Annotated in this window: 21 protein-coding genes; 16 read left to right on the top strand and 5 right to left on the bottom strand. The window is 65.9% G+C overall.

The features are described from left to right. Positions 1-114: 114 nt before the first annotated feature. From paaZ to EJO71_RS06450, 11 genes are all read left to right on the top strand, one after another. Positions 115-2,175 carry a phenylacetic acid degradation bifunctional protein PaaZ gene (gene paaZ, locus EJO71_RS06400; protein ID WP_125947605.1) on the top strand — a complete coding sequence of 687 codons (2,061 nt, stop codon included), beginning with the start codon at positions 115-117 and terminating at the stop codon, positions 2,173-2,175. Further along, on the top strand, positions 2,175-2,942 hold the full coding sequence (locus EJO71_RS06405) for a glucose 1-dehydrogenase (protein WP_125947604.1): 768 nt from the start codon (positions 2,175-2,177) through the stop codon (positions 2,940-2,942). The genes paaZ and EJO71_RS06405 overlap by 1 nt, the downstream gene beginning before the upstream one ends. Before the next feature lie 29 nt (positions 2,943-2,971). After that, positions 2,972-3,532 (top strand): isoprenylcysteine carboxylmethyltransferase family protein, encoded by a 561-nt coding sequence (locus EJO71_RS06410; protein WP_125947603.1) that lies wholly within the window; start codon positions 2,972-2,974, stop codon positions 3,530-3,532. Positions 3,533-3,694: 162 nt separating this feature from the next. Further along, positions 3,695-4,147 carry a hypothetical protein gene (locus EJO71_RS06415; protein WP_125947602.1) on the top strand — a complete coding sequence of 151 codons (453 nt, stop codon included), beginning with the start codon at positions 3,695-3,697 and terminating at the stop codon, positions 4,145-4,147. A gap of 171 nt (positions 4,148-4,318) precedes the next feature. Then, positions 4,319-4,915: a phosphatase PAP2 family protein gene (locus EJO71_RS06420; RefSeq protein ID WP_125947601.1), complete on the top strand. Its 597-nt coding sequence runs from the start codon at positions 4,319-4,321 to the stop codon at positions 4,913-4,915. Further along, positions 4,912-5,970 (top strand): glycosyltransferase family 2 protein, encoded by a 1,059-nt coding sequence (locus tag EJO71_RS06425; RefSeq protein WP_171022425.1) that lies wholly within the window; start codon positions 4,912-4,914, stop codon positions 5,968-5,970. The genes EJO71_RS06420 and EJO71_RS06425 overlap by 4 nt, the downstream gene beginning before the upstream one ends. Further along, entirely contained in the window at positions 5,967-7,568 is a 1,602-nt protein-coding gene (locus tag EJO71_RS06430; protein WP_125947600.1) for a glycosyltransferase family 39 protein, read from the top strand. Before EJO71_RS06425 ends, EJO71_RS06430 begins: the two co-directional genes overlap by 4 nt. Then, positions 7,561-8,388, top strand: coding sequence for a ChbG/HpnK family deacetylase (locus EJO71_RS06435; RefSeq protein WP_125947599.1), 828 nt, complete (start codon positions 7,561-7,563; stop codon positions 8,386-8,388). The genes EJO71_RS06430 and EJO71_RS06435 overlap by 8 nt, the downstream gene beginning before the upstream one ends. A 279-nt stretch (positions 8,389-8,667) precedes the next feature. After that, complete coding sequence (locus EJO71_RS06440; protein WP_125947598.1) at positions 8,668-9,621, top strand: glycosyltransferase family 2 protein; 954 nt, start codon at positions 8,668-8,670, stop codon at positions 9,619-9,621. Between the two features lie 24 nt (positions 9,622-9,645). After that, on the top strand, positions 9,646-10,911 hold the full coding sequence (locus tag EJO71_RS06445) for a TCR/Tet family MFS transporter (protein ID WP_125947597.1): 1,266 nt from the start codon (positions 9,646-9,648) through the stop codon (positions 10,909-10,911). 57 nt (positions 10,912-10,968) lie between these two features. Next, positions 10,969-11,775, top strand: a complete 807-nt coding sequence (locus tag EJO71_RS06450) for a CPBP family intramembrane glutamic endopeptidase (RefSeq protein ID WP_125947596.1) — start codon at positions 10,969-10,971, stop codon at positions 11,773-11,775. A gap of 10 nt (positions 11,776-11,785) precedes the next feature. Here EJO71_RS06450 and EJO71_RS06455 read toward each other — a convergent pair whose 3' ends face one another. After that, the gene (locus EJO71_RS06455; protein WP_125947595.1) at positions 11,786-12,394 is read right to left on the bottom strand and encodes a flavin reductase family protein; all 609 of its coding nucleotides are present in this window, start codon (positions 12,392-12,394) and stop codon (positions 11,786-11,788) included. A gap of 16 nt (positions 12,395-12,410) precedes the next feature. Continuing rightward, positions 12,411-13,982: a TerC family protein gene (locus tag EJO71_RS06460; protein WP_164546773.1), complete on the bottom strand. Its 1,572-nt coding sequence runs from the start codon at positions 13,980-13,982 to the stop codon at positions 12,411-12,413. Positions 13,983-14,392: 410 nt separating this feature from the next. Between EJO71_RS06460 and EJO71_RS06465 the strand changes: the two genes are divergently transcribed. The 4 genes from EJO71_RS06465 to EJO71_RS34700 all read left to right on the top strand — a co-directional run bounded on the left by EJO71_RS06465 (position 14,393) and on the right by EJO71_RS34700 (position 16,745). After that, complete coding sequence (locus EJO71_RS06465) at positions 14,393-14,866, top strand: hypothetical protein (protein WP_125947593.1); 474 nt, start codon at positions 14,393-14,395, stop codon at positions 14,864-14,866. 2 nt (positions 14,867-14,868) lie between these two features. Next, complete coding sequence (locus tag EJO71_RS06470) at positions 14,869-15,132, top strand: hypothetical protein (RefSeq protein ID WP_125947592.1); 264 nt, start codon at positions 14,869-14,871, stop codon at positions 15,130-15,132. A gap of 101 nt (positions 15,133-15,233) precedes the next feature. Further along, positions 15,234-16,142: a class I SAM-dependent methyltransferase gene (locus EJO71_RS06475; RefSeq protein ID WP_164546762.1), complete on the top strand. Its 909-nt coding sequence runs from the start codon at positions 15,234-15,236 to the stop codon at positions 16,140-16,142. Between the two features lie 288 nt (positions 16,143-16,430). Further along, positions 16,431-16,745, top strand: coding sequence for a hypothetical protein (locus tag EJO71_RS34700; protein WP_240651289.1), 315 nt, complete (start codon positions 16,431-16,433; stop codon positions 16,743-16,745). Positions 16,746-16,775: 30 nt separating this feature from the next. Here the strand turns inward: EJO71_RS34700 and EJO71_RS06485 are convergent, their stop codons facing one another. Beyond that, complete coding sequence (locus EJO71_RS06485) at positions 16,776-17,156, bottom strand: hypothetical protein (protein WP_125947590.1); 381 nt, start codon at positions 17,154-17,156, stop codon at positions 16,776-16,778. 313 nt (positions 17,157-17,469) lie between these two features. Here EJO71_RS06485 and EJO71_RS06490 point away from each other — a divergent pair, with 313 nt between their 5' ends. Further along, positions 17,470-18,204: a hypothetical protein gene (locus EJO71_RS06490; protein ID WP_125947589.1), complete on the top strand. Its 735-nt coding sequence runs from the start codon at positions 17,470-17,472 to the stop codon at positions 18,202-18,204. 244 nt (positions 18,205-18,448) lie between these two features. Here EJO71_RS06490 and EJO71_RS06495 read toward each other — a convergent pair whose 3' ends face one another. Both EJO71_RS06495 and EJO71_RS06500 read right to left on the bottom strand, forming a co-directional pair. Next, positions 18,449-18,667, bottom strand: a complete 219-nt coding sequence (locus EJO71_RS06495; RefSeq protein ID WP_116266899.1) for a hypothetical protein — start codon at positions 18,665-18,667, stop codon at positions 18,449-18,451. Then, positions 18,660-23,222 (bottom strand): RHS repeat-associated core domain-containing protein, encoded by a 4,563-nt coding sequence (locus tag EJO71_RS06500; RefSeq protein ID WP_125947588.1) that lies wholly within the window; start codon positions 23,220-23,222, stop codon positions 18,660-18,662. The genes EJO71_RS06495 and EJO71_RS06500 overlap by 8 nt, the downstream gene beginning before the upstream one ends. Positions 23,223-23,336: the final 114 nt, after the last annotated feature.

Raw genomic sequence — 23,336 nt, forward strand, 5'->3', positions numbered from 1 at the left:
GGCCCGGCAAAGCCGGTTCCGCGGTGCTCGCTTGAACTTCTCCCTCTCCCTTTCGGGCGAGGGAGCAACGCAGGGCTTCGACCCGGCTCCACCGACGAGATAAGGACACCGCCCATGACCACCACCCTCCAAAGCTACATCGCCGGCCGCTGGATCGGCCAGCAGGCCGCGCAGCAGCTGCGCAGCGCCGTCAACGGCAAGCCCGTGGCCGCCACGCACGCCGAGGCCATCGACTTCGCCGAAGCGCTGGCCTATGCACGCCGCACCGGCATCCCGGCGCTCATGAAGCTCGACTTCCAGCAGCGCGCCGAACGCCTGAAGGCGCTGGCCAAGTACCTGGCCGCGAACAAGGAAACGCTCTACGCCATCTCGGCCCACACGGGCGCCACGCGCGCAGACAGCTGGATCGACATCGAAGGCGGCGCCGGCACGCTGAGCGCGTACGCCGGCATCGGCACCAACGAGCTGCCCTCGGGCAACCTGGTGCACGAAGGCCCGGCCTTCCCACTCGGCAAGAAGGGCGGCTTCGCGGGCACGCACATCCTGGTGCCGCGTGGCGGCGTCGCCGTGCACATCGACGCCTTCAACTTCCCGGTGTGGGGCCTGCTCGAGAAGTTCGCGCCCAGCTTCCTCGCGGGCATGCCCTGCATCGGCAAGCCGGCCACGGCCACCAGCTATCTCACCGAGGCACTGGTGCGGCTCATCGTGCAGTCGGGCATCCTGCCCGAGGGCGCGCTGCAGCTGGTCATCGGCAGCACGGGCGACCTGCTCGACCGGCTCGAAGGGCCCGACGTGGTCACCTTCACCGGCTCGGCCGACACCGCCGCCAAGCTGCGCGTGCACCCGAACATCGTGCGCCAGTCGATCCCGTTCAATGCCGAGGCCGACTCGCTGAACTGCGCGATCCTCGCGCCCGACGTGACGCCCGACGACGAGGAGTTCGATCTCTTCGTGAAAGAGGTTGCGCGCGAAATGACCATCAAGGCGGGCCAGAAGTGCACCGCCATCCGCCGCGCGATCGTGCCGCGCCAGCACCTGGACGCGGTGGCCGAGAGGCTGCGCGCGCGGCTGGCCAAGACCGTGGTGGGCGACCCCTCGCGCGAAGAAGTGCGCATGGGCGCGCTCGCCTCGCGCGACCAGCAGGCCGACGTGGCCGAGCGCGTGGCCACGCTGCTGAAGGGCGCGGAGCTGGTGTACGGCGAACGCGATGGATTCTCTCCTGTTGGCGACGGCGTGGGCGAAGGCGCGTTCTTCGCGCCCACGCTGCTGCTGAGCCGCAAACCGCTGGAGCACGACGCCGCGCACGACGTGGAGGCCTTCGGCCCCGTCAGCACGCTGATGCCCTACGACGGCATCGACGAGGCGCTGGCACTGGCCGCACGCGGCCGGGGCAGCCTGGTCGGCACGCTGGTCACGCGCGATCCGGCCACCGCGGCCAAGGCCATTCCCGTTGCCGCCGCATGGCACGGCCGCCTGCTGGTGCTCGACCGCGAGGCCGCCGCCGAATCGACCGGCCACGGCTCGCCGCTGCCGCAGCTCAAGCACGGCGGCCCCGGCCGCGCGGGCGGCGGCGAGGAACTGGGCGGCCTGCGCGCGGTGAAGCACTACCTGCAGCGCACCGCAGTGCAGGGCTCGCCCACCATGCTGGCCGCCATCACCGGCGAACACGTGCGCGGCGCGGCTGTGCGCGAGAGCGAAGTGCATCCCTTCCGCCGCTACTTCGAGGACCTCAGCATCGGCGACTCGCTGCTCACGCACCGCCGCACGGTGGGCGAGGCCGACATCGTGGCCTTCGGCGGCATCTCTGGCGACTATTTCTACATGCACTTCGACGAGGTGGCAGCCAAGCAGTCGCCCTTCGGCAAGCGCATCGCGCACGGCTACTTCGTGCTGTCGGCGGCGGCGGGCCTGTTCGTGTCGCCCTCGCCGGGCCCGGTGCTGGCCAACTACGGCCTCGATACGCTGCGCTTCACCAAGCCCGTGGGCATCGGCGACACCATCCAGGCGCGCCTGACCTGCAAGCGCAAGATCGACCGCAACAAGAAGGACGCGAGCGGCCAGGGCCAGGGCGTGGTGGCATGGGACGTGGAGGTGACCAACCAGGACGGGGAGCTGGTCGCCAGCTACGATATCCTGACGCTCGTCTCCAAGAAGCCCGAACCGCTCTCCACCTGATGTTCACTCTCTTCGACCTCACAGGCAAAGTCGCGCTCGTCACGGGCGGCAACGGGGGCATCGGCCTCGGCATGGCCCAGGGGCTTGCAAAGGCCGGCGCACGCGTCATCGTGGCCGCGCGCAACGCGCAGAAGTCGGCAGCGGCCGTCGAGGCCCTGAAGGCACTCGGCAGCGACAGCTTCTCGCTCGAGGCCGACGTGAGCGATGAAGCCTCGGTGCAGAAGCTGTTCGACGAGGCCGCCGCGCGCAGCGGCCGGCTCGACATCCTCGTCAACAACGCCGGCATCAACATCCGCAAGCCGGTCGACCAGCTCCCGCTGGACGAGTGGCGCAAGGTGATGGACACCAACCTCACCAGCGCCTTCCTGTGCAGCCGCGCCGCGCATCCGCACCTGAAGGCCGCGGGCGGCGGCAAGATCATCAACATCGGCTCGATGATGTCGATCTTCGGCGCCCCCTACGCACCGGCCTACGCCGCGAGCAAGGCCGGCATCGTGCAGCTCACCAAGTCGACGGCGCTCTCGTGGGCGGTCGACAACATCCAGGTCAACGCGATCCTGCCGGGCTGGTTCGAGACCGAACTCACCGACGGCGCGCGCAGCCAGGTTCCAGGCCTCTACGAGCGCGTCACGGCCCGCGCCGCGGCCGGCCGCTGGGGCCAGCCGGCCGACATCGCCGGCACCGCCGTTTTCCTCGCCAGCGCCGCGTCGGACTACGTGACGGGTACGGCAATTCCCGTAGACGGCGGCTTCTCTATTTCGGGCTGAAGTCCGCGGGCCGTGTAAATTCGCCCGCCATGCTCTTCTGGATACAGATCTTCCTTCTCGTCGCCGGCACGGCCGCGCTGCTGTACGTGTCGCGCGGCCCTCTGAGCCAGCCGGGCTCCCACGGCTTCTACCGCTTCTTCGCATGGGAATGCATGCTGGTGCTGATCGTGGTGAACCTGCCCATGTGGCATGACGACCCGTTCTCGCCGAAGCAGATCGTCTCCTCGCTCTTCTTCGTGCTGTCGATCTGGCTGCCCATACACGCGGTGCGGCTGCTGAAGGCTCAGGGCAAGCCGACCGATGCGCGCAACGACGATCCCGCGCTCTACGGTTTCGAGAAGACCTCCGCCATCGTCAGCAGCGGTGCCTTCCGCTACATCCGCCACCCGATGTACACGGCGCTGATGCTGCTGGCCTGGGGCGCCTTCCTCAAGCAGTTCACCTGGTTCACGCTGGCGCTGGTGCTCGCGGCCACGGTGCTGCTGTTCATGACGGCGCTGCGCGACGAACAGGAATGCCTCGCGCATTTCGGCGACGACTACCGTGCATACATGCGCGGCACGCGGAGATTCATTCCGTTCGTGTTCTAGGCCGGATCGACCCGCTCGAGGGGCGGGGATCGAGTTCGCCGGGGTCGGTCCCCGTGCCGCAGCGCAAGCCCCTTCCCTTTCACACGCGCGTCATTTTCAACCTTGCGGGATGCTGACCCGCCCGATCAGGTTCCGTTCACACGAAGCTCCTAGCATTCGTGCATGTTGCTCGCACGCGTCCGCCGTTTTGTCGAAGCGCACCACAAGGCGTGGTGCGTGGCGGCCATTCTGCTGATCGTCCTGCAGCCGTTCATCGCAGTCCATTTCCGTTGCGACGGACTGGAAGACGAGCCGATGCTGCGGGTGCGCAGCGCCAGTGACACCACCCAGTTCGAAGCCGACGATCGCGTGGACCATCCGTCCGACCGCGAGACCACTGTGTTCGCCCAGGCACCCGCAAGCATCGACCACCCCGATGCCTTCGATCTCGCGCTGAGCACCCTGATGGCAATGGTGCTGGCGCTGTTGCCGCTGGCCGTGGCCATTGCACGGCTGGCCGTCCCCATCGTGCGCGAAGCGCCCGAACACGTGCCGCCGCACGGCGGCGCGCCACCTCTCACGCAACCCTGGCGGCGACTGCCACCTACCGTCGCTCCACCGTCTTCCGGCAACTGAGACGCGACGCCTCGTGCGTCGGGCCGTCCGCTGCGTCATGCGGCGAGCTCTCTCTTCTATGTCGAAAGGTCTGACCATGTCCGGTTTCTTCTGGCGTGCACGTTTTGCCGCACGCCGCAACACACCCGCTCTTTCTTCTTCTTTCTTTTCCGGGCTGCCGAAGGTGGCGCCATGAACGCATTGAACCTCGCACTCTTCCAGTGGCTCACGGCCGGCAGCCATCCGACGCCGTGGGTGCTGTCCGTCGCGACTGCCTTCGCGCTCTGGGGCAGCTGGCTGTGCGCGGGCGTGCTCGTCTTCGCGCTATGGCGGCATCGTGCCGACCGCGCCTGGCTGTTCATCGTCGCGGCGTTCGCGGGCCTCTCGTCGATGGTCTCGCACGCGATCGCCATGTCGCTGAACATGCCGCGCCCCTTCGTGCTGGGCCTGGCGCCGGCATACATCGAGCATGCGGGCCGTGGCTCGCTGCCCAGCACGCACGCAACGGTGATGTTCATGGTGGCGCTGGCCTTCCTGCTGCGCCCCAGCCTGCGCAGGCTCGGCGTGCCGCTGCTGGCACTGGCGGCCGCCACGGGGTGGGCGCGCGTCTACGTGGGCGTGCACTTCCCCATCGACATCGCCGCCGGGCTGCTGCTCGGGACCGCGATCGCTTGCCTGCTCGCCATCGCGCAACGGCTCGCGCACAGGTTCACTTCTTTTCCAACGTCGCCAGCCGGCCGCACTCGCGACAACCCGAACGCGGCCACTTCCTTCTGGAGGCATCCATGATCTCTTCGACCGACAACACCAGACATTCGCGTCCGCCGATCCAGCTGCCGCAGGCCGACGCAGCCGCGCCGGGCGCGGACACCGCGGCACCGCCCGTCCAGCCAGCCGGCACGCGCAGCATTTCATGCGTGATCCCCTGCTTCAACGAAGCGGCGAACCTGCGGCACCTGCTGCCGCTGCTCGAGGACATCCTCTGGGCCACGCGCATGCGCTGGGAAATCATCGTGGTGGACGACGGCAGCACCGACGACACCGCCGCCGTGGCCGAGGCGTGGTGCGAGCTCTCGGGTTTCCGCTGCATCTCGCTGTCGCGCAACTTCGGCAAGGAGGCCGCTCTCACCGCCGGCCTCGCCGCCGCCACGGGCGATGCGGTGGTGCTGCTCGACGGCGACCTGCAGCACTCGCCCGACCTGATCCACACCATGATCGCGCAGTGGGCGGCCGGCGCCGAGGTGGTGTACGCGGTGCGCCAGGAGCGCAGCGACGAAAGCCGCTTCAAGCAGATCGGCAGCAAGCTCTTCTACAGCCTCGTCAACGGGTCTGACCGCTTCGCCGTGCCCAGGGACGCGGGCGACTTCCGGCTCATGGACCGCAAGGTGGTCGATGCGCTCATGAGCCTGCCCGAGCGCAGCCGCTTCATGAAAGGCCTGTACGCCTGGGTGGGCTTCCGCGCCGTGGCGCTGCCCTACACGCCCGCGCCGCGTGCCGAAGGCAAGAGCACCTTCAACACGCGCCGGCTGGTGCGCCTGGCCATCGACGGGCTCACCGCCTTCACGACGTGGCCGCTGCGCGCGGTCAGCGTGGCGGGCCTGATCCTCGCGGTGCCGGCCTTCGCCTATGGCGCCTTCGTCGCAATCAACTACCTGCTGTTCGGCAACGAGGTCTCGGGCTGGACCACCATCGTCGTGAGCCTGATGTTCTTCATCGGCATCCAGATGATTTCCACCGGCATCGTGGGCGAGTACATCGCGCGAATCTACGAGGAGGTCAAGGGACGCCCGCTGTACGTGGTACGCCACGAACGCGGTACGGGACTCGAGACCGGGAAGACATGAAACGCCCTGCCTCCGCATGGTGGACTTCTCCTCAACCGCTATGGCTCATCTTCTCTCTCTTCGCCTGGCTGCTGGCCACGGCCTGGATACGCCCGCTGATGGCGCCCGACGAAGGCCGCTACGGCGGCGTCGCCCTGGCAATGCTGCGCTCGGGCGACTGGCTGGTGCCCCGGCTCGACGGCCTGCCCTTCTTTCACAAGCCCCCGCTCTTCTACTGGATCGGCGCGGCCGCGATGGCCGTCACCGGCCCGGTCGAATGGGCGGCGCGGCTGCCGTCCATCCTGGGTGGAGGCGCGGCGGCGGCGGCGCTCTTCCTCTTCCTGCGCCGCTGGTCGACGGTGCGGGTGGCGCTGCTGTCCACGGTGGTGCTGGTGACCACGCCCTTCTTCTTCCTGGGCGCGCAGTTCGCGAACCTCGACATGCTGGTGGCGGGCTGCATCTCCTGCACGGTGCTGCTGGCGGCCGGCGCGGCCCTGGCAAGGGAGCGCGAGGAGCCGTGGCGGGCGCTGCTCGCGGGGGCCTTCCTGTTCGCCGCGGCCGGCTTGCTGGCCAAGGGGCTGATCGGCCTCGTGCTGCCCGCGATGGTGGTCGTGATCTGGTGCGGCGTGACGCGCAGGCTCGCGGCGTTGCGGCTCGCGCTGTGGCTGCCGGGCTGGGCCATCCTGCTGATCGTGGCCGGTCCGTGGTTCGTCGCGATGCAGATGAAGTACCCGGAGTTCTTCGACTACTTCGTCATCACCCAGCACTTCCGGCGCTTCGCGTCCGCGGGCTTCAACAACGAACATGGCTTCTGGTTCTACCTGCCGGTGCTGGCGGGCCTCACGCTGCCCTGGTTCGCGTGGGTCTTCGTGCCTCGCGGCGCGAACGACGCGGCGCGGTCCCGCCAACCCGACATCGACTGGCTGATGTGGATCTGGCTCGCGGTGATCGTGGTGTTCTTCTCGCTGCCACGCTCCAAGCTCGTCGGCTACGTACTGCCCGCACTGCCCCCCCTGGCGTACCTGATCGCGCAGCGCGTGCTCGCGGGCCGTTCGCTCGAAACGCTGCTGCCCAAGGTGCGCGCGATGACGATGGCGGCCGCTGCCGTGTGCATCGGCTGCGTGATCGCCGTCGCGATCTATGCCTCGCCGCCGGGCACGCGGCTGAAGCTGCCTGCTGGGCAAGCGGTGGCACCGGGTGACCAGGTGCTGATGCTCGACAGCTACCAGTACGAGATTCCCTTCTACTGGAACCTGCGCGAGCCGGTGCTGGTATCGGACGACTGGAAGGCCGCGGCCCTCGACAAGCGCGACAACTGGCGCAAGGAAATCTCCGACGCCGCCCGCTTCGATCCGGCGCGCGCCGCGCGCACGCTGGTCGACCGCACCGAGCTCGCGGACACGCTGTGCGTGGCCCGCACCACCTGGATCGTGGGCTCGAACACGGCGCAGCTCGCGAACCCGTGGCTCTTCCATGCACAGCTGGTGGCGGTGAACGACGGCATCGCCGCCTGGCGCTTCGCGGGCAGCCCCACCGGCGACCCGCACTGCCTTGATGCACCGCCGCCCGTGCAAGCTCCGGCGTCCGCGCATACCTCCGGGGCAAGCGGCAATGACTGAGTCGCAGCGCTACCTCTGCATCTGCGCGGACGACTTCGGCATGAGCGCGGGCATCAACTCGGCCGTGTTCGATCTCGCCGAGCAGGGCAAGATCTCAGCCACCAGCGGCATGGTGCGGCGCGAAGCCTGGCTGGCCGGCGCAAAGGTGCTGCGGCGGCTCGACCCGGCGCAGTTCGACGCCGGCCTGCACCTGGACCTCACGCGGCCCGCGCGCGCCGGCGGCCCCGAGCCGGGGCTGGGCGGGCTGCTCGCGCGCACCTACACGCGCACGATATTCGCGCCCGGACTGCAGGCCGACATCCGCGACCAGTTCACGCGCTTCGAGGACGCCATGGGCCGCGCGCCCGCCTTCGTGGACGGACACCGGCACGTGCATCAGTTCCCGGTGGTGCGCGAGCTGCTGGTGGAGGAGGTCGCACGGCGCTATGCCGCGTCGCCGCCCTGGATTCGCAGCACGGCGCCCGGCCTGCGCCGCGGCCCGGACCGGCTGAAGGCCCGAATCATCCACGCGCTGGGCGGCGCGCAACTGAAGGCGCTGGCGGCGCAGCGCGGCATTCCCACCAGCAGCCGGCTGCTGGGCGTCTACGACTTCTCGGGCGACGTGGAACGCCACGAGCAGCGCCTGTCCGAATGGTTGTCCGCCTGCCGCAGCGGCGACGTACTGATGTGCCACCCGTCCGCCGGCATCCAGCCAGGCGATCCGCACGGCGGCGCCCGGTTGCGCGAATACACGGCGCTGCTCGGCCTGCAGTTCGCTACTTCGGGTGGCGGCGGCAGGATCTCGCTCGCGCCGCTGTCGCGAAGCCTTCGGTCGTGCTGAGTAGGCTCCGGCCGCCCCGGTCAAAAAATTTCATGACCCGGCCGCAGCCTGCAACATCGGCCGAATAGACACGAATTCGCTATAGCCGGGGAGCAGTCGAACCATTCGGGTTCACACTTTCCCATCAACAAGGACAAGCAGGGGCCAGGGCCTCTCTCACAGCCTCTCTCCTCGCGCCATCCACGGGCCAAGGGCAATGCCCGCCGCGCCGGCAACGATGCTTAGAATCGCCGCCGGTTCAGGCTCCCGCTCCCGCCTTCCACTCCCCGGAGAAACGCGATGTCCTTGTCGTTCGGTGCCGTCGTCGTCACGTACTTCCCCACCGACGGGCAACTGGCCAATCTCCGTTTGCTCGCGCAGTCATGCCCTCGCCTGTGCGTGGTCGACAACACGCCGGAAATCGGCGACTGGCATCGCGCGGTCGGCGACACGGGAATCACCGTGCTGCACAACGGAAACCGTGGCGGCATCGCCGGTGCGTTCAACTGCGGCATCACCGAACTCGAAGCGCAAGGCGCCGGACTCTTCTTCCTGCTCGACCAGGACTCGGTGCTGCCGCCCGGCTATTTCGACGACATGTGCAAGGCCGCGGCACTGGCCGACGAAAGAGAGGAAGGCGCGGCCTTCCTGATCGGCCCGCTCGTGCACGACACGAACCTCGACGCGCTCATTCCCCAGTTCGGCCTCGAGGGCAAGCGCGTCTATCAGTTCGACCTGAGCAAGCCCTTCACCGAACCGCTGGTGCGCTGCGCCTTCATGATCTCGTCGGGCTCGCTGATTTCGCGCGGCGCGTGGGCCCGCATCGGCCGCTTCGACGAGCGCTATGTCATCGACCACGTCGACACCGACTACTGCATGCGCGCGCTGCGCAGCGAGGTGCCGCTCTACCTGAACCCGGCTGTCGTGCTGCGCCACCAGATCGGCGACCTGCAGGCGAAGTCGCTGTTCGGCTGGAAGATCTACGTCATCAACTATCCGGCCGCGCGGCGCTACTACCTGACGCGCAATGCGCTCGACCTCTCGCTGGCGCACGTGCGCGCCTTCCCCGCCATCCTCTTCATCAACGTCTACACGCTCAAGCAGATCCTGCCCATGCTGATCTTCGAGCGCGACCGCCTGAGGAAGAGCCTCGCGCTGATGTTCGGCGTCTTCGACGGCCTGCGCGGCCGGCTGGGCGGCATCCGCGAGGCGCGTCCCCGCGTGGGCGAATACCTGAGCCGCAACAGCGGTTGAGCAACAGGCCCGAACGAACTCGCGATGACCCCGCCCCTTCAGGTACCGCGCGTGCGCCGTGCAGCCCTCGCCTTCATCTTCGTCACCGTCCTGATCGACTTCCTGGCGTTCGGCCTGATTCTTCCAGGCCTGCCGCACCTGGTGGAACGCCTGGCCGGCGGCAGCACCGCGACGGCGGCGTACTGGATCGCGGTGTTCGGCACGGCGTTCGCGGCCATCCAGTTCGTCTGCTCGCCGTTGCAGGGCGCCTTGTCCGATCGCTTCGGGCGGCGGCCGGTCATCCTGCTGTCGTGCCTCGGGCTGGCGGTGGATTTCGTGTTCATGGCCCTGGCCGACAGCCTGCCGTGGCTGTTCATCGGGCGGGTGGTGTCCGGCGTGTTCTCGGCCAGCCTCACCGCGGCCAATGCCTACATCGCCGACGTGACGCTGCCGGAAGAACGCGCAAAGAGCTACGGCATCGTGGGCGCGGCATTCGGCGTGGGCCTGGTGCTCGGGCCGGTGCTCGGCGGGCAGCTGAGCCATATCGATCCGCGCCTGCCTTTCTGGTTCGCGGCCGGCCTGACGATGCTCAACGTCTGCTACGGATGGTTCGTGCTGCCCGAATCGCTGCCGCCCGAGCGGCGCAGCCCGAAGTTCGACTGGTCGCACGCCAACCCGATCGGCTCGCTGGTGCTGCTGAAGCGCTATCCGCAGGTGTTCGGCCTCGCGGCGGTGATCTTTCTCATGAACCTCGCGCAGTACGTGTACCCCAGCGTGTTCGTGCTGTTCGCCGACCTCCGGTTCGGCTGGAAGGAAGACACCGTGGGCTGGGTGCTCGGCCTCGTGGGCGTGCTCAGCGTGCTGGTCAACGTACTGCTGATCGGGCCGTGCGTGAAGCGCTTCGGCGAGCGGAATGCCCTGCTGTTCGGGCTCGGCTGCGGCGTGCTCGGCTTCGTCATCTACGGCTTTGCCGATGTCGCGTGGATCTTCCTGGTCGCGCTGCCGTTCGGCACGCTGCTGACCTTCGCCGCCCCGGCGGCGCAGGCCCTGGTCACCCGGCAGGTCGATGCAGCCGAGCAGGGACGCGTCCAGGGCGCGCTGACGAGCCTCGTGTCGGTGGCGGGCATCGTCGGGCCCGCGATGTTCGCAGGCAGCTTCGGCTACTTCATCGACGCCGACGCGCCGGTGCATCTGCCGGGTGCGCCGTTCTTCATTGCGGCGGTGTTCCTGGGCATCGGCGTGCTGATCGCGTGGCGCTACACGCGGCCTGCGACAGAGGCAACAACGGCAGCAGTCGTCGAGCCGACCTGATGCGGCCGGTCGCGTAACATCCGCGCCACCCTCCCTTCGCGCCCTCCCGCCCGTCCCATGCCTTCCCCGAAAAGCGCCGCCTTTCCCTCGGCGACGCAGGCCGTTCTCCTGTTCGTTGCGCTGTTCCTCGTCGAACTCGTCATCGGCGCAGCGCTGCGCGACGCCAACGGCTGGCTCGAGCTCAGCAGCCTGCAGATCGGCGTGCTCGCGGCCGTGCTGGGCAACGGCTGCGTGTTCGCGGTGGTGATGCACTCGCAGCAGCTCACCTACCGCACGCTCTTTCACCAGTCGCGAACTTCAGCCGGCGCGATGCTGATGCTGGTGGTGCCGCCGGTGCTGCTGCTCGTGCCCGCGCTGCTGCTGACGATTACCTCCGCGCTCAACCTGATGATGCGCATCCTGCCGCCCTCTGCATGGGAAGAAGCGATGTTCAGCCGCATGGCCGACGGCAGCGTCGCCGCCGTTCTCGCGGTGTGCGTCATGGCGCCGCTACTGGAGGAGATGCTTTTCCGCGGCATCGTGCTGCGCGGCTTCCTGCAGCGCTATCCGCGCTGGCAGGCGATCTTCATGTCGGCGCTGCTCTTCGGCGCGGCGCACATGAACATCTACCAGTTCGTGGTCGGCCTCGTGATGGGCACGGTGCTCGGCTGGCTGTACGAACGCACGCGCTCGCTCATTCCATGCATTGCGCTGCACGCCACCTACAACATCGCCACCCTGCTGCTGGCCGACTGGCTCGATGCGGCGTCGCCGTCGCGCCTGCTGTGGATCGCGCTGCTGGCGCTGGCCGCCGCCGCATTCGGCACGCTGGTGCTGCGCGCAATGCTGGTGCCTCGCACGGCGCAAGGCGGCACCTCGGCCTGAACCGCCCCTGCTAGCGAGAAGGCGGCGCGAGTAGCCGCGCGTCGACCGCCTCGCCGTCGACGATGAAATGCCCGCCCGCCACGTGATGCAGCGTGCGCAACTCGTCATGCCCCTCGAAGTGCCAGCGCCCGTTGGAGAACACGCGCTCGTCGGCCTGCGCGGCAATCACCTCGCCCAGGAACAGGTCGTAGCGCTGCTGGATGGCTGGTTCGGGCAGCAGCCGGCATTCGAGCCAGGCGGCGCAGCCTTCGAGCAGCGGTGCGTCGGTGGCGGTGCCCGCGAAGGTCGATAAGCCGTAGGCCGCGAACTTGTCCTGCCCCGACTTCTCGACGATCTCGCGGCCGGAGCTGTTGCCCAGCGCCTCCGTCAGGTCGAGCTGTGCGCGCACCGGCACCTGCAGCGCAAAGGTGCCGGCGCCTTCGAGCAACTCGCGCGTCCAGGTGCTCTTGTCGAGCACCACCGCCACCTTGGGCGGATCGAAGTCCAGCGGCATGGCCCAGGCCGCGGCCATGATGTTGCGCCTGCCGCCGTGCGATGCGCTCACGAGCACCGTGGGGCCGTGATTCAGCAGGCGATAGGCCTTGGTCAGCGCGACGGGTTGGCGATGAGATGCGGTCATGGTCGGTGGCGGACATTCAGGTTTCGGGTTCGTCCACGGGCAGCCGGTGGACGGCGACCGTGCGGATGCGCTGCGCATCGACCTCGGTCACCACGAAATCGTACCCGTCGTGCGTCCAGCGGGCATCGCGCGGGGGCAAGCCGCCGAAGCGCGCCAGCAGCAGGCCGGCGACCGATGTGTAGCTGTCGTCGTCGCCCACCAGGCCGTGGGTCTGCAGCGCCTGCTCCAGCAGGTGCAGGTCGGCGCTGCCGGACACGGTCCAGGCGTCGGGTGCGGTCTGCAAAATCTCGAGCGTCTCGTCCTCGTCGGGGAACTCGCCCGCGATGGCCTCCAGCACGTCGATGGGCGTCACCACGCCCGTGAGCGTGCCGTGCTCGTCGCTGACCAATGCGAGCTGGCCGCGCGCGCCGCGCAGCGTGTCGATGAGCCGGATCGCGGTGGTCGACTCGGGCACATAGATCGGCGCGCGCAGGCCGGCGCTCTCGTCGATCTTTCCGTGGCGCAGCAGCTGGCCCAGCAGGTCCTTGGCGCGCGCCACGCCCACCACTTCGTCGAGCGAGCCTCGGCACACGGGGAAGATGCCGTGCGGCGTGTCGAGCAGCTGCTCGCGCACCGCCTCGGGGGCGTCGTTGAGATCCACCCACGAGATGTCGGCGCGCGGCGTCATCACCGAACGCACCGTGCGCTCGGCCAGCGTGAGCACGCCGCTCACCATGTTGCGCTCTTCGAGGGCGAATGCCGGTTGTTCCGTTTCTTCCGGCGCCGCGTCGGCCGCGCCCACGCCGACCAGCGCAGGCTCGCCGGGCGCCCTGCCGCCGAGCAGGCGCAGCACCGACTCGGCCGTGCGCTCGCGCAGCGGGCGGCGCGCCTCGTGCTTCAGCTCGTTGCGCCGCGCCCACTGGTTCAACGCCTCGATCATCACCGAGAAGCCGATGGCGCCATACAGGTAGCCCTTGGGAATGTGGAAGCCCAGGCCCTCGGCCACGAGGCTCAGGCCGATCATCAGCAGGAAGCTCAGGCACAGCATCACCACCGTGGGATGCGCGTTCACGAAACGGGTGAGCGGCTTCGAGGCCCACAGCATGATGCCGATGGAGATGATGACCGCGGCCATCATCACCGGCAGATGGTCGACCATGCCCACGGCGGTGATCACCGCGTCGAGCGAGAACACCGCGTCGAGCACCACGATCTGCGAGACCACCAGCGAGAAGCTCGCATAGGCAGCCGTGCCGGTGCTCGCGCGCGCCGTCACGCCTTCGAGCCGCTCGTGCAGCTCCGAAGTGGCCTTGAACAGCAGGAACAGGCCGCCGCCGAGCAGGATCAGGTCGCGCCCCGAGAAGCCCTGTCCCCACAGCGAGAACAGCGGCGTGGTCAGCGTCACCAGCCACGAGACGATGGACAAGAGCGCCAGCCGCATGAAGAGCGCAAGGCTCAGGCCGATGAGCCGCGCCTTGTCGCGCTGGCGTGGCGGCAGCTTCTCCGCGAGGATCGCGATGAAGATCAGGTTGTCGATGCCCAGCACGATCTCCAGGACGACCAGCGTCAGAAGACCGAGCCACACGGCCGGGTCGGAGAGCAGTTCGATCATGATCTGGAGGCCCGTGCAACGGCGCGCGAACAGGCACGGCCCGGCATGGTGCGGGCCGCGTGGCACGGCGGTGGGAAGAAGATGCGGGCAGGGGCCGCAAGAGAAAAGCTGGCGCAGGCCAGCGGCCTACTGGGAGGCTCGGAGGAGGAGTTCACCCGCGCAAGTCTATCGGATGGGCTATGACAGCCCTTCGTTTAACAGCCCGTTTGCGTGGGGCTTCTACGGCGCCGGACCTGACCAGCGGCTTACCGCACTTGCGGTTTCGTAAATTCAACGCAGCTTTACGGCCTGTTCATCAAAGTGCCCTGGCGACGGTACGAACATGCGGGTTCCGGCAGCCATCGACCGATGTCGTTCGTTTTTTCGACCGTGCTGCCGGGCCAGATGACGCAAAGGAAGAACACGCCATGGCATCCAATGCATCGCAATCCCTCCCCTCCGCATTCGCCGAACCCGTGCCTGAAACCGCGATTCCCGCGCTGGTGGCGCAGGTGTACGAGTCGGCGCCCGTCGCCGACCGCTGTCACCTCGTGGAGACACTGCTGCGCCCGCTGGGCGTGCTCTCGCTGGTGGCGATCGCCAACGGCATCTTCGCGAAGATCCGTTTTCAGAACGCAGGGCACGACCTGAGCGTGCGCATCGAAGACCTGCAGAACGTGCGCGGCGCCGACATGGCCGCGCTGGTTCATCACGCACAGCAGGTCAGCGTGGAAACCGTGGACAGCCTCGCGCAACTGCTCGGCAGCTCCGGCGCACTCGCGGGCTCTGCCGCGGCGGCGTTGCTCATCGGCTTGCTGGTGCGGCGTGCGCGCGCACGGAATGCCGCGCAGGCGCAGCAGCAGCAACAGCTGATCGACGACGCATCCCTCGATCCGCTCTGAGCATGCGCGGCAGTCCTTCTTCCCAGAAGGCTCGCGGTCGCCGTGGACTGCGGCACTTCCGGCTGGCGGACATCACCATTCAGTTGCCCTTCGAGGCAACGGACGACGATCGAGCCAGTCTGCTGCGCGCCTCCGGCGTACCGATGAAAGACAACGGCGAAGTCGCACGAGGGCTGCTGTTCGAGTGCGCCGGCAAACGGCCCGACTGCTGCACGGTCTTGCGCTGGTTCGACGAAGACTCCATTGGTGGTGCGCACGGCGCATGACGACTATTTCATGCAGGTACGCTCCTGCTTGAAGCAAGGCGCTGTACAGATGCCCTGGAGCAATGGATACTCCGCGCCCCTTCAACGCCGGAGCCCGTCCAGTGAATCCTTCGCAAGCCAGCCGCACCGCTCTCGCCACCTCGCTGATGCGAGCCCTTCATTCGCGCGGAGACCCTGCGCCGCTGTTGGACGACCCCTGGGGGGACCGCCTTGTGCCGCAGACCGTGCAGGCAGCCTTCCGCGAGCGGGCCCGTGCGCGGGTCGATCCGGCGCTCCATGACCACGCGCTCGACATCGCGCTGCGTGCGAACGCGGGGTATGCCGAGGTCGTTCTTCGATCGCGCTACACGGAAGATGCCCTGCAGGCGGCCGTCGCCAGAGGCGTCGGGCAGTACGTGATCGTCGGCGCGGGCTTCGACAGCTTCGTATGCCGCCGCCCCGCGTGGGCCGAGGGATTGACCGTGTACGAAGTCGATCACCCCGCCACGCAGCAGCTGAAGCGCCAGTGCCTGAAGGCCTGCGGGGTGGCCGAATCGGCGTCGGTCCATTTCATCGAAGCGGATCTGTCCGTGGAAAGCCTGGGCGCGGCATTGGCCCGATCGCCATTCGACCCCACCCGGCCTGCGTTCTTCTCTTGGCTCGGCGTGACGGTGTACCTGCCGCGCGAGGCCAACCTGGCGGCACTGCGCGACATAGCCGCGTGCACGTCGTCGACCGACAGCGAGCTGGTCTTCACCTACATCGACCAGGCCATGCTCGATGACCGGCGCGAGGACGCGAGCAACGAAGCCTTTCGCAGGTTGCGCGAAGAAGTGTCCGATGCAGGAGAGGCGTTCATGTCCGGGTTCGATCCTGCGAATCTGGGGGAGTTGCTGCTGGGCACTGGACTGCAGTTGCTGGAGGACCTCGATGGGCACAAGGCAGTTGCGCGCTATGACCCGAAGGGGCTGAACGGCCTGCGGCCGGCTGGTGCTTCGCATATCGCGCACGCGCGGGTTGTGCGTGGCTGAGGACGCATAGAGCCGCTTTTCTGCGTGGCTATACTGCGCCGGTCACGTCAAAAAGAGGCGTGATCGGGATTGGACTCCCGTGCAATCACTGCGACGAAAGCCGCAGTCACCCCGCAGGGTCTGCGGCTTTGTCGTTCGTGCCTCCAGTTTTGGCGGCTCGACGGGCGGGCGCGAGCCCGGCCGGTTTCACGCAAGTGGTTGCCCGGTAGTCCAACCCGTCGAGCCGCCGCCCCCGCTTGGACTCGGGTGCGGTGGTTTCAGCAAACCGCAATCACTTGGAGGCCTTTCATGGCTGCATCCTCTCGCGCGCCTGCGCGCGTCTCTCCACTTCCCGAATCAACTGAAGCCGTCAGCGTCGAATCACTTGCGCTGCAGGCATGCGATGACATCGACAGCCTGCACGAACTGCAGCGTGCGTATGCAGGCTTGGAAAAGCTCATCGTTTCACAGAGCGTGAACGATACGGAAGAGATCTATCCGACTCGCACCGAACTCGGAGCGCTGGTGCGAGTGGTCAATGAGGAACTGAAGCGGCGGATCGAGACGGCTGACTCTGCGCTTCAATCGTTGCGTGCAGCCTTGAGCGAGGGCTGCCCGCGATGAAGGCTTTCACCGTGTCGCTGTCGCAGCTCTTCACTGCCATGCCACGATCAGGCTGGCGACAAGCATGCAGCTGACTACTGGCAACCACAGACGCCGCTCGCGCCTGCTCGGCGTCACGGCGTTGGCTACACAGCCCAGTACGCAGTAGCCGACGACGATCCATGCGCCAACGTGTGACTCCGCATGGAGTTTCGGCAAAGCCCACTGGACTCGAACCAAGATGACCAAGCTGGATAAACCCAGCAGCAGGATCGAGAGCAAGGGCACGACTCGAACACGGAGAGGCAATCGGCCAGGCCACCTGCCGCCGCAGGTGAGCTCGCCCCATGGCTTTCCCAGCACGAGTGCAGCCTGGAAGCCTGCGACAGCGGTGCAGGCCAATACGAACAGCAGTGCGGCATAGACGACCATCGAGCCATCCTAGGCTCCGGTGCTGAAGTGATGCTGAAGACCTGTTGTCGCGCTTACATGCCCAGCAGAATTAACGACCCCGATTCCTCCTCGCGAGGATGGGGCAGATGCATCCGCAAACAGCCTGAGGGCCCTGAATCAGGGGCAGGTCGGTGCGATTCACTTGTCGAGCATCCGGAGGACACGGCGCTCATCGAGCAGACCGTGTCGGATATCGAGCAATTCCGTTCTCCGCCCCACAAATAGCAGGGTTCTTGCTCAAGCAGTCGATGTAACAGAAAGTCATAATCAACAGCACGAGAGGAGAGAGGAAATGAAGGCACTTGGAATCTTGGTCGCGACGGTAGCCTTGACGGCATGCACTGCACCGTTGCGCCCCGAGGGAGTACGGCATCTGGGCAATCAGCATGTGCTGAAAAGCAACTATGAGGTTGGCAAGCCGCTCACTGTGAATGTGGGCGATCCCATGGTGAAAGTTCAGGACTACTGGGAGGATTCTTTCGAAGAGCCATCCGCCACACCCAACAAGTCATTCACGATGACAGGCGGCCCAGTGAACGTTGCTTTCCAGGAAGGACAGAGCTACCAAGTAAAGGGGCGCATTGCTGTCGATGGGAAAGACTACCAAGTAGTCGCGAATCAATCCAACCCAGTGCAATACCAAGCGGCCCTTCTCGGCGATGACGGAAAGCTCCTTCCGCGAATTGTTGCAACCAATCCCGGGATGAACGGGGACCACGTCCTGGTGATCTACACGCTGCAGATCTCTCCATCGGACGGCACACTCACTCGCCAACCCAAGACGAGGGTGAACACCAACAAAGGGTTCGTCAACTACGAAATATTGTTCACAGGCATCACGGACAGCGCGATAAACCTTACATATCGCGAGTTCAGCCCTGAAGGCTTGGCGCGTGTGGCGTTCTTTCAAAACCTCACTTACCCGCGCAACGCGCCAACCATCACATTTCGGAACCTGAAGATGTCGATTGACCAAGTGTCGGGCGACAACATCACCTTTCGAGTCATAGAGGACAAGCGCACGTAGTGCACCGGACTGGCTTCACGACGGTCTTTGTCATCGCCCCACCCTGCTCTGGCACACGAGGCACTTGGGGCCCTTGAGATGATCAACGCCGAGTTGGATGAGTTCTTCGCGTCCAAACCGGCATTGACTGAGCCTCGCTGACCTGCCCTCCATTTGCCGGTAGAAGGCAGCCCTCGAGCGGCTTTTTCATCGGCGCGCTTATCACTGCCCATCCAACACGATCTTCGAAGCTAGAGACAGGTATTCATTGCATCGTGGCGAATCCCTCTGTCCATGTTCTCTTGTCAATCTGATACTTGTCGATACTGAAGCCATCAGGCGCTTCCGTGAAACCTGGCAGCTTGCGGGCGCTATCGACTGCGAGCACGGCCTTCTCTTCCGACGAAAAAACGCCAAGCAACTTGACGTCCTCTTCGCCATCAGAAAGTTGATGCACATGGTGAACAAGAAAAACATCAGTCATTTGTTTCATCCTTTTTCGGTGGATCGATAAATGCGCGGTCGCCCCATTTTCTGATCTTGTTGTGCTCAGATTTGGGACCTGTTTCATACGAGTCACCGTACTTCTCTCCCAGTAAACGGTCCGCGAAGTCCTTGCCACTCTCTCCAACATTAGGACGCTGCCCTTTAGCCCAGCTCGGGACATCTTTAGCCCCTTCTTTGCCACCGACGTTGGGTTTGGGAATCTTTCTCTCTGGCGAACTCCCATCTCCAGAAAACATCCAGTCCTTCAGGCTCTTACAGATATCCAGAATTCTCCCGGGCACAGTCATATCCAAGGGAGACATCGGCTTTGGGAGCTTCGGCCAGGAAATGCCCGATGCTGGGATAGGGATGCCATCGGGATCGAGCAATGGCGGTCGATAGACGCAACCGCCAGGCACATAGCAGTCCCAGTCGAGGCCATCTCGATCCGAAATCCCAAGCGGATTGGCGCCAGCATAGATGCGCCGATTCCAACCTCCACGTAGTCCGATCGGGTCGTTCTGTGTATAGAAACCGCCAGTTGGTGAGTACGTCCTGAATCCGTTGTAGAACAGCCCCGACTCTTCGTCCGCATACTGCCCCGGATACCGCAGGTTGAACTTCACCTCAGCGATGCCGGTGGTGCCTGGGTTGGGCGTGGTCTCCGTGTTGGCGAAGCGGTACCTTGCGATGGTGGGCTTGTCCTCGCCGAAGGCGCTGTAGCCCCACTGCCACACCGCTTGCCCGTCCACGTTGCTCAGCTTCCTCGGGGTGTTCAGGTGATCGCTGTGGACGGCGTAGGTGGTTCCGTTGATCACCGCCGCGATCGGCATCGGCCCATTGCCCATGGGCAGATAGATGTACTGGCTCTGCCCTGCACTGGCCGTGCCCCCGTTGCCCACCTCCGCGATCAGCGTGCCCTGCTCGTCATAGACGTAGGCGTAGCCCAGCTGCTCCGCCTGGCTGGTATTTGGGCTCCACAGCTTCGTGAAGAACGCGATCAGGCTGGCCATGAAGCCCGGGTCGGCCTCGTCGCCCTGGCTCGGCGGGTACAGCGGCTCCGTCTTGAACACCCGCTGCCCCAGCGCGTTGTGCGCATAGCGCGTGGTCGGGCTGACGTCGGTGGCGCCTGTCGTTGCAGCCGCCAGCCTGCCTTCTGCGTCGTAGGTGTAGCTGCGCAAGCCATCAGTGGTCAGGTCGCCATTGGCGTTGTAGCCGTAGGTGACATTCGTGCTGCTCGCGCCGTTGATGCTCTGGGTGAAGCCCGTGAGCTGGTTGCTGCTTGAAGCGACCGTGTAGGTGCGGTTCGTCGTCTGGCCGTTCAGCACCCGGGTGCTGCTGGATCTGTTGCCATTGGCGTCATAGCCGAAGCCTGCCGTGTTGCCCGTGGCGTTGAAGCTGGTAATGCGCCCCACGGCGTTGTAGCCCACACTCCAGGTCACGTTCGCATTGGCGATGGTGCTGTGGGTCGGATCCGTGTCGCCGGGCAGGTTCAGGTTCTGCGTGAGGCTCGTGATGCGGCCTGCGGCGTCATAGCCGTAGCTGCTGAACTCGGTGCTCGTGAGCCGGCCTGCGGTGTCGTAGCTGCGGCTGGCTGCGAGCTGCGAGCTGCCGGTGGTGAAGGCCCAGGTCCACGCGGTGGGCTGGCCCAGCGGGTTCCAGGCGATGCCGCTGACCAGCGGGGTGCCGTTCCAGTTCAGGCCCGTGAGGCGGCCCGTGGCGTCGTAGACGTGGCTGAGGGTGCCGCCGTTGGGATAGCCGATGCTCGCGAGGGTGCCGTTGGGGTTGTAGGCGTAGCTGACCTGCTGGGTGCTGCCGTTGGCCAGGGTCTGCTTCTTGAGCGTGATGCGGCCGAAGGCATCGCGGGTGTACTCGGTGGTGCCGCTGCGGTCGATGATCTCAGACAGATACCCCTTGTTGTTGGCCGTGAGGTCGTAGCGCAGGGTGGTGGTCTTGCCGTCGGCGAAGACCATCCCGGTGGGGCGGCCCAGGGCGTCCCGGGTGATGGTGGTGGCCTGGCCCAGGGCATCGGTGATCTGGCTGGGCAGGCCGAGGTTGTCGTACTGGGTGCTGGAGCCGCCCGTGTCTGCGCTGGCTTCGGTGGTGGCATTGCCCTGGGCATCGCGGCCATAGGCGGTGACCACGCCCTTGAAGTCCTTGGCCTCGGTGACGGCGTCCAGGGCGTTGTACTTCAGGGTGGCGCTGGCGTTGGCTGCGTCGGTGACGCTCTTGACGCGGCGCAGGCTGTCCAGGCCGTAGCTGGTGCTCTGGCTCAGGCCGTTGGTGGAGCGGGTGAGCTCGCCGTTGGCGTCGTAGCCGAAGGTGCTGCTCTGGTTCGCGCCTTCGGTCCTGCCCGAGAGGCGGTTGATCTGGTTGATGGTGCGCGCCACGCTCCAGGCGACGTTGCCGGCGGCGTCCTTGATCTGCTCACCCACCCGGTTGCCCATGCCGTCGAGGGTGTAGGTGCCGGACTCGCCTCGGTTGTTGCTCCAGCCGATCAGGCGGTGGGCGGCGTCGTAGGCGTAGGTCAGGACGAGGCCCGAGGGCAAGGACACGGTCTCGACCGTGCCGTAGGGCTTGTAGGTGAGAACGGCGGTCTGGCCGCCCACCGTCTGGGTCAGCAGGCGGTCGCGCTGGTCGTAGGTGTAGGTGGTGACGAGGCCGTTGGGGGCGGTCGAGCTGACGACTCGGTTGGCGAGGTCGTAGCCATACTGAGTGACATGGCCCAGGGCATTGGTCGAGGTGAGGACGTTGCCGCGGGTGTCGTAGGTGTAGCTTGTCACGGCGCCGTTGGGCTCTGTGGCTGTATCGACCAGCTGCGAAGCGTTGTAGGTCCACTGCCACAGTTGGGCTTTGTTGGTCACCGTATCGGTGACCGTGCGGGTCAGGACATTGCCCAGAGCGTCGTAGGTGTAGGCGGTGGTGCGTCCGGCCTCGGTGACCAGAACGGGCAGCGAGAAGGTCGCATGCCACTGGGTAGTGACCGTCTTCGCATCGGGCGTGCCGGAGGCTGACACCACGGTCGTTGGCAGGCGCCGGGCAACGTCCCAGGTCGTTGTGGTCACCACCCCATTGAAGTCCGTCTCCGAAGTGATCAGACCGTTGCTATCTTGAACCCGTGAAGCCGCATCGCTCTTGCCTTCGCCAGAAGGCAGTGAGCCGCCGGTGACGGCGAGCTTGCCCAGCGTGGTGCCATAGCTGTAGCTGCGGCTCGTGCCCAATGGATCGATCACGGTCGCAGCGCTGGAGGACGGATAGCTGACCTGATAGCTGTCCACAGAGCCAGCAAGCTGGGTGCTGATCGCGCGGCCCGTGCTGTCGTAGGCGAATGTGCCCCAGCGAACACCGGCTTCATCGAAGATGCCTGTCAGCGCTTGAGGGAACGCGGCGTTCTCGTAGACGAAATTGCGGCCCTTGCCGTCGGGGTACAGGACCGAGACCAGACGACCAGTGCTGTCGTACGCATAGGCGATAACGCGAGCATCCGGGGTCGTGACGGTGGTCAGTTGACCGGCGCCGTTGTAGCCGAACGCCAGGGTGCGGCCGAAGTTGTTCGTGACGGAGGCGAGTTGACCAGCACCGTTGTACGTGTAGGTGGTGATCCAGCCGTTGCGGTCTGTCTCGGTCTGCAGCTTGCCAGTGCTGTCGAAGTTCAGCGTTGTGTCGTCATCGGCACGGTGATAGCTCCAAGCGCCGGAGGACTGCTGCACCAGCGTGTCGGCTCCGCTACTAGTACTCCAACTGATCGCGCCTCTTGTCTTGGCAAAGCTGCGCACGTCTCCATCGCCGGTCGTGATCGACACACCAAAAGGTGATGGACTTGGCGTTGCCACCAACTTGGTGTTGAAACTGTGAGACCAGACTTGACCGAATGGGGCACCAATCCGCGTCGAATCGCCCGCCCAGCGACTTCGATAAGTGCGCTTGAAGGATAGAGCGTTGGGGCCCGAGTCGAACCAATCAGTTTCGGAACGGTACTTTTCGGCCGTGGTCGGAAGAATGGGATTGCCTTGAGACCCGCCTGCCGTACAAATGGGGGGAGAAGGTTTGGGATCGCTACAAGAGCGCCCGTCGGCGCTTTCAGTCGACCCCGAAACACAAACACAAGAGCCATTAACGTTCTTGGAGTTAATGGGGCAGCTACCCCAGGAAGCCTCCACGTCCAATCCCCCTCCTGCACAGCCAGAAAGTGCCGCCCCGACAGAAATCGTCGTTGCACTCACCCAATTGACTGAGGTCCAAATGCGGCAGGACACGTACTCCCAATACCTCGCCTCCCAGGCGGCTTTTTCTCCAGCGAGACCAACATCTGGATCTCCGTAGGAAATGCCGGTGTACGAGCCAACCCACGACGAAGAAGGAAGCGGCTGCACCGCGCTCGCGACGCCCGATGTGAGCACCAACGCTAGCAGAACTATGAAGCGGGGCAACCTCTTGAACGTCGCAATCCTCTGACTCAAGAGAAGTCTCGACTTCTTATCTCTCCGACCGATCACGGCCCTCGGAACTAAATTCCGATCGCAAACTTCCAGCAATGCTCTCCACAAGCGCATCACACACTCCCTCGTGATTTCTCATTGGTGCGCCAGAACATCAAGCATCATCTTTGCGACGCCATGACGATCAGCTCTTTTGACAGTTAGTTGGTCACCCCCTCAGGCGACGCG

It is taken from the genome of Variovorax sp. 679, assembly GCF_003952185.1.
Taxonomy (GTDB): Bacteria; Pseudomonadota; Gammaproteobacteria; order Burkholderiales; family Burkholderiaceae_C; genus Variovorax.

Excerpts from the sequence above, each read along its gene's own strand:
- paaZ (WP_125947605.1), top strand. The coding sequence starts at position 115 with ATGACCACCACCCTCCAAAGCTACATCGCCGGCCGCTGGATCGGCCAG.
- EJO71_RS06405 (WP_125947604.1), top strand. The coding sequence starts at position 2,175 with ATGTTCACTCTCTTCGACCTCACAGGCAAAGTCGCGCTCGTCACGGGC.
- EJO71_RS06410 (WP_125947603.1), top strand. The coding sequence starts at position 2,972 with ATGCTCTTCTGGATACAGATCTTCCTTCTCGTCGCCGGCACGGCCGCG.
- EJO71_RS06415 (WP_125947602.1), top strand. The coding sequence starts at position 3,695 with ATGTTGCTCGCACGCGTCCGCCGTTTTGTCGAAGCGCACCACAAGGCG.
- EJO71_RS06420 (WP_125947601.1), top strand. The coding sequence starts at position 4,319 with ATGAACGCATTGAACCTCGCACTCTTCCAGTGGCTCACGGCCGGCAGC.
- EJO71_RS06425 (WP_171022425.1), top strand. The coding sequence starts at position 4,912 with ATGATCTCTTCGACCGACAACACCAGACATTCGCGTCCGCCGATCCAG.
- EJO71_RS06430 (WP_125947600.1), top strand. The coding sequence starts at position 5,967 with ATGAAACGCCCTGCCTCCGCATGGTGGACTTCTCCTCAACCGCTATGG.
- EJO71_RS06435 (WP_125947599.1), top strand. The coding sequence starts at position 7,561 with ATGACTGAGTCGCAGCGCTACCTCTGCATCTGCGCGGACGACTTCGGC.
- EJO71_RS06440 (WP_125947598.1), top strand. The coding sequence starts at position 8,668 with ATGTCCTTGTCGTTCGGTGCCGTCGTCGTCACGTACTTCCCCACCGAC.
- EJO71_RS06445 (WP_125947597.1), top strand. The coding sequence starts at position 9,646 with ATGACCCCGCCCCTTCAGGTACCGCGCGTGCGCCGTGCAGCCCTCGCC.
- EJO71_RS06450 (WP_125947596.1), top strand. The coding sequence starts at position 10,969 with ATGCCTTCCCCGAAAAGCGCCGCCTTTCCCTCGGCGACGCAGGCCGTT.
- EJO71_RS06455 (WP_125947595.1), bottom strand. The coding sequence starts at position 12,394 with ATGACCGCATCTCATCGCCAACCCGTCGCGCTGACCAAGGCCTATCGC.
- EJO71_RS06465 (WP_125947593.1), top strand. The coding sequence starts at position 14,393 with ATGGCATCCAATGCATCGCAATCCCTCCCCTCCGCATTCGCCGAACCC.
- EJO71_RS06470 (WP_125947592.1), top strand. The coding sequence starts at position 14,869 with ATGCGCGGCAGTCCTTCTTCCCAGAAGGCTCGCGGTCGCCGTGGACTG.
- EJO71_RS34700 (WP_240651289.1), top strand. The coding sequence starts at position 16,431 with ATGGCTGCATCCTCTCGCGCGCCTGCGCGCGTCTCTCCACTTCCCGAA.
- EJO71_RS06485 (WP_125947590.1), bottom strand. The coding sequence starts at position 17,156 with ATGGTCGTCTATGCCGCACTGCTGTTCGTATTGGCCTGCACCGCTGTC.
- EJO71_RS06490 (WP_125947589.1), top strand. The coding sequence starts at position 17,470 with ATGAAGGCACTTGGAATCTTGGTCGCGACGGTAGCCTTGACGGCATGC.
- EJO71_RS06495 (WP_116266899.1), bottom strand. The coding sequence starts at position 18,667 with ATGACTGATGTTTTTCTTGTTCACCATGTGCATCAACTTTCTGATGGC.
- EJO71_RS06500 (WP_125947588.1), bottom strand. The coding sequence starts at position 23,222 with ATGCGCTTGTGGAGAGCATTGCTGGAAGTTTGCGATCGGAATTTAGTT.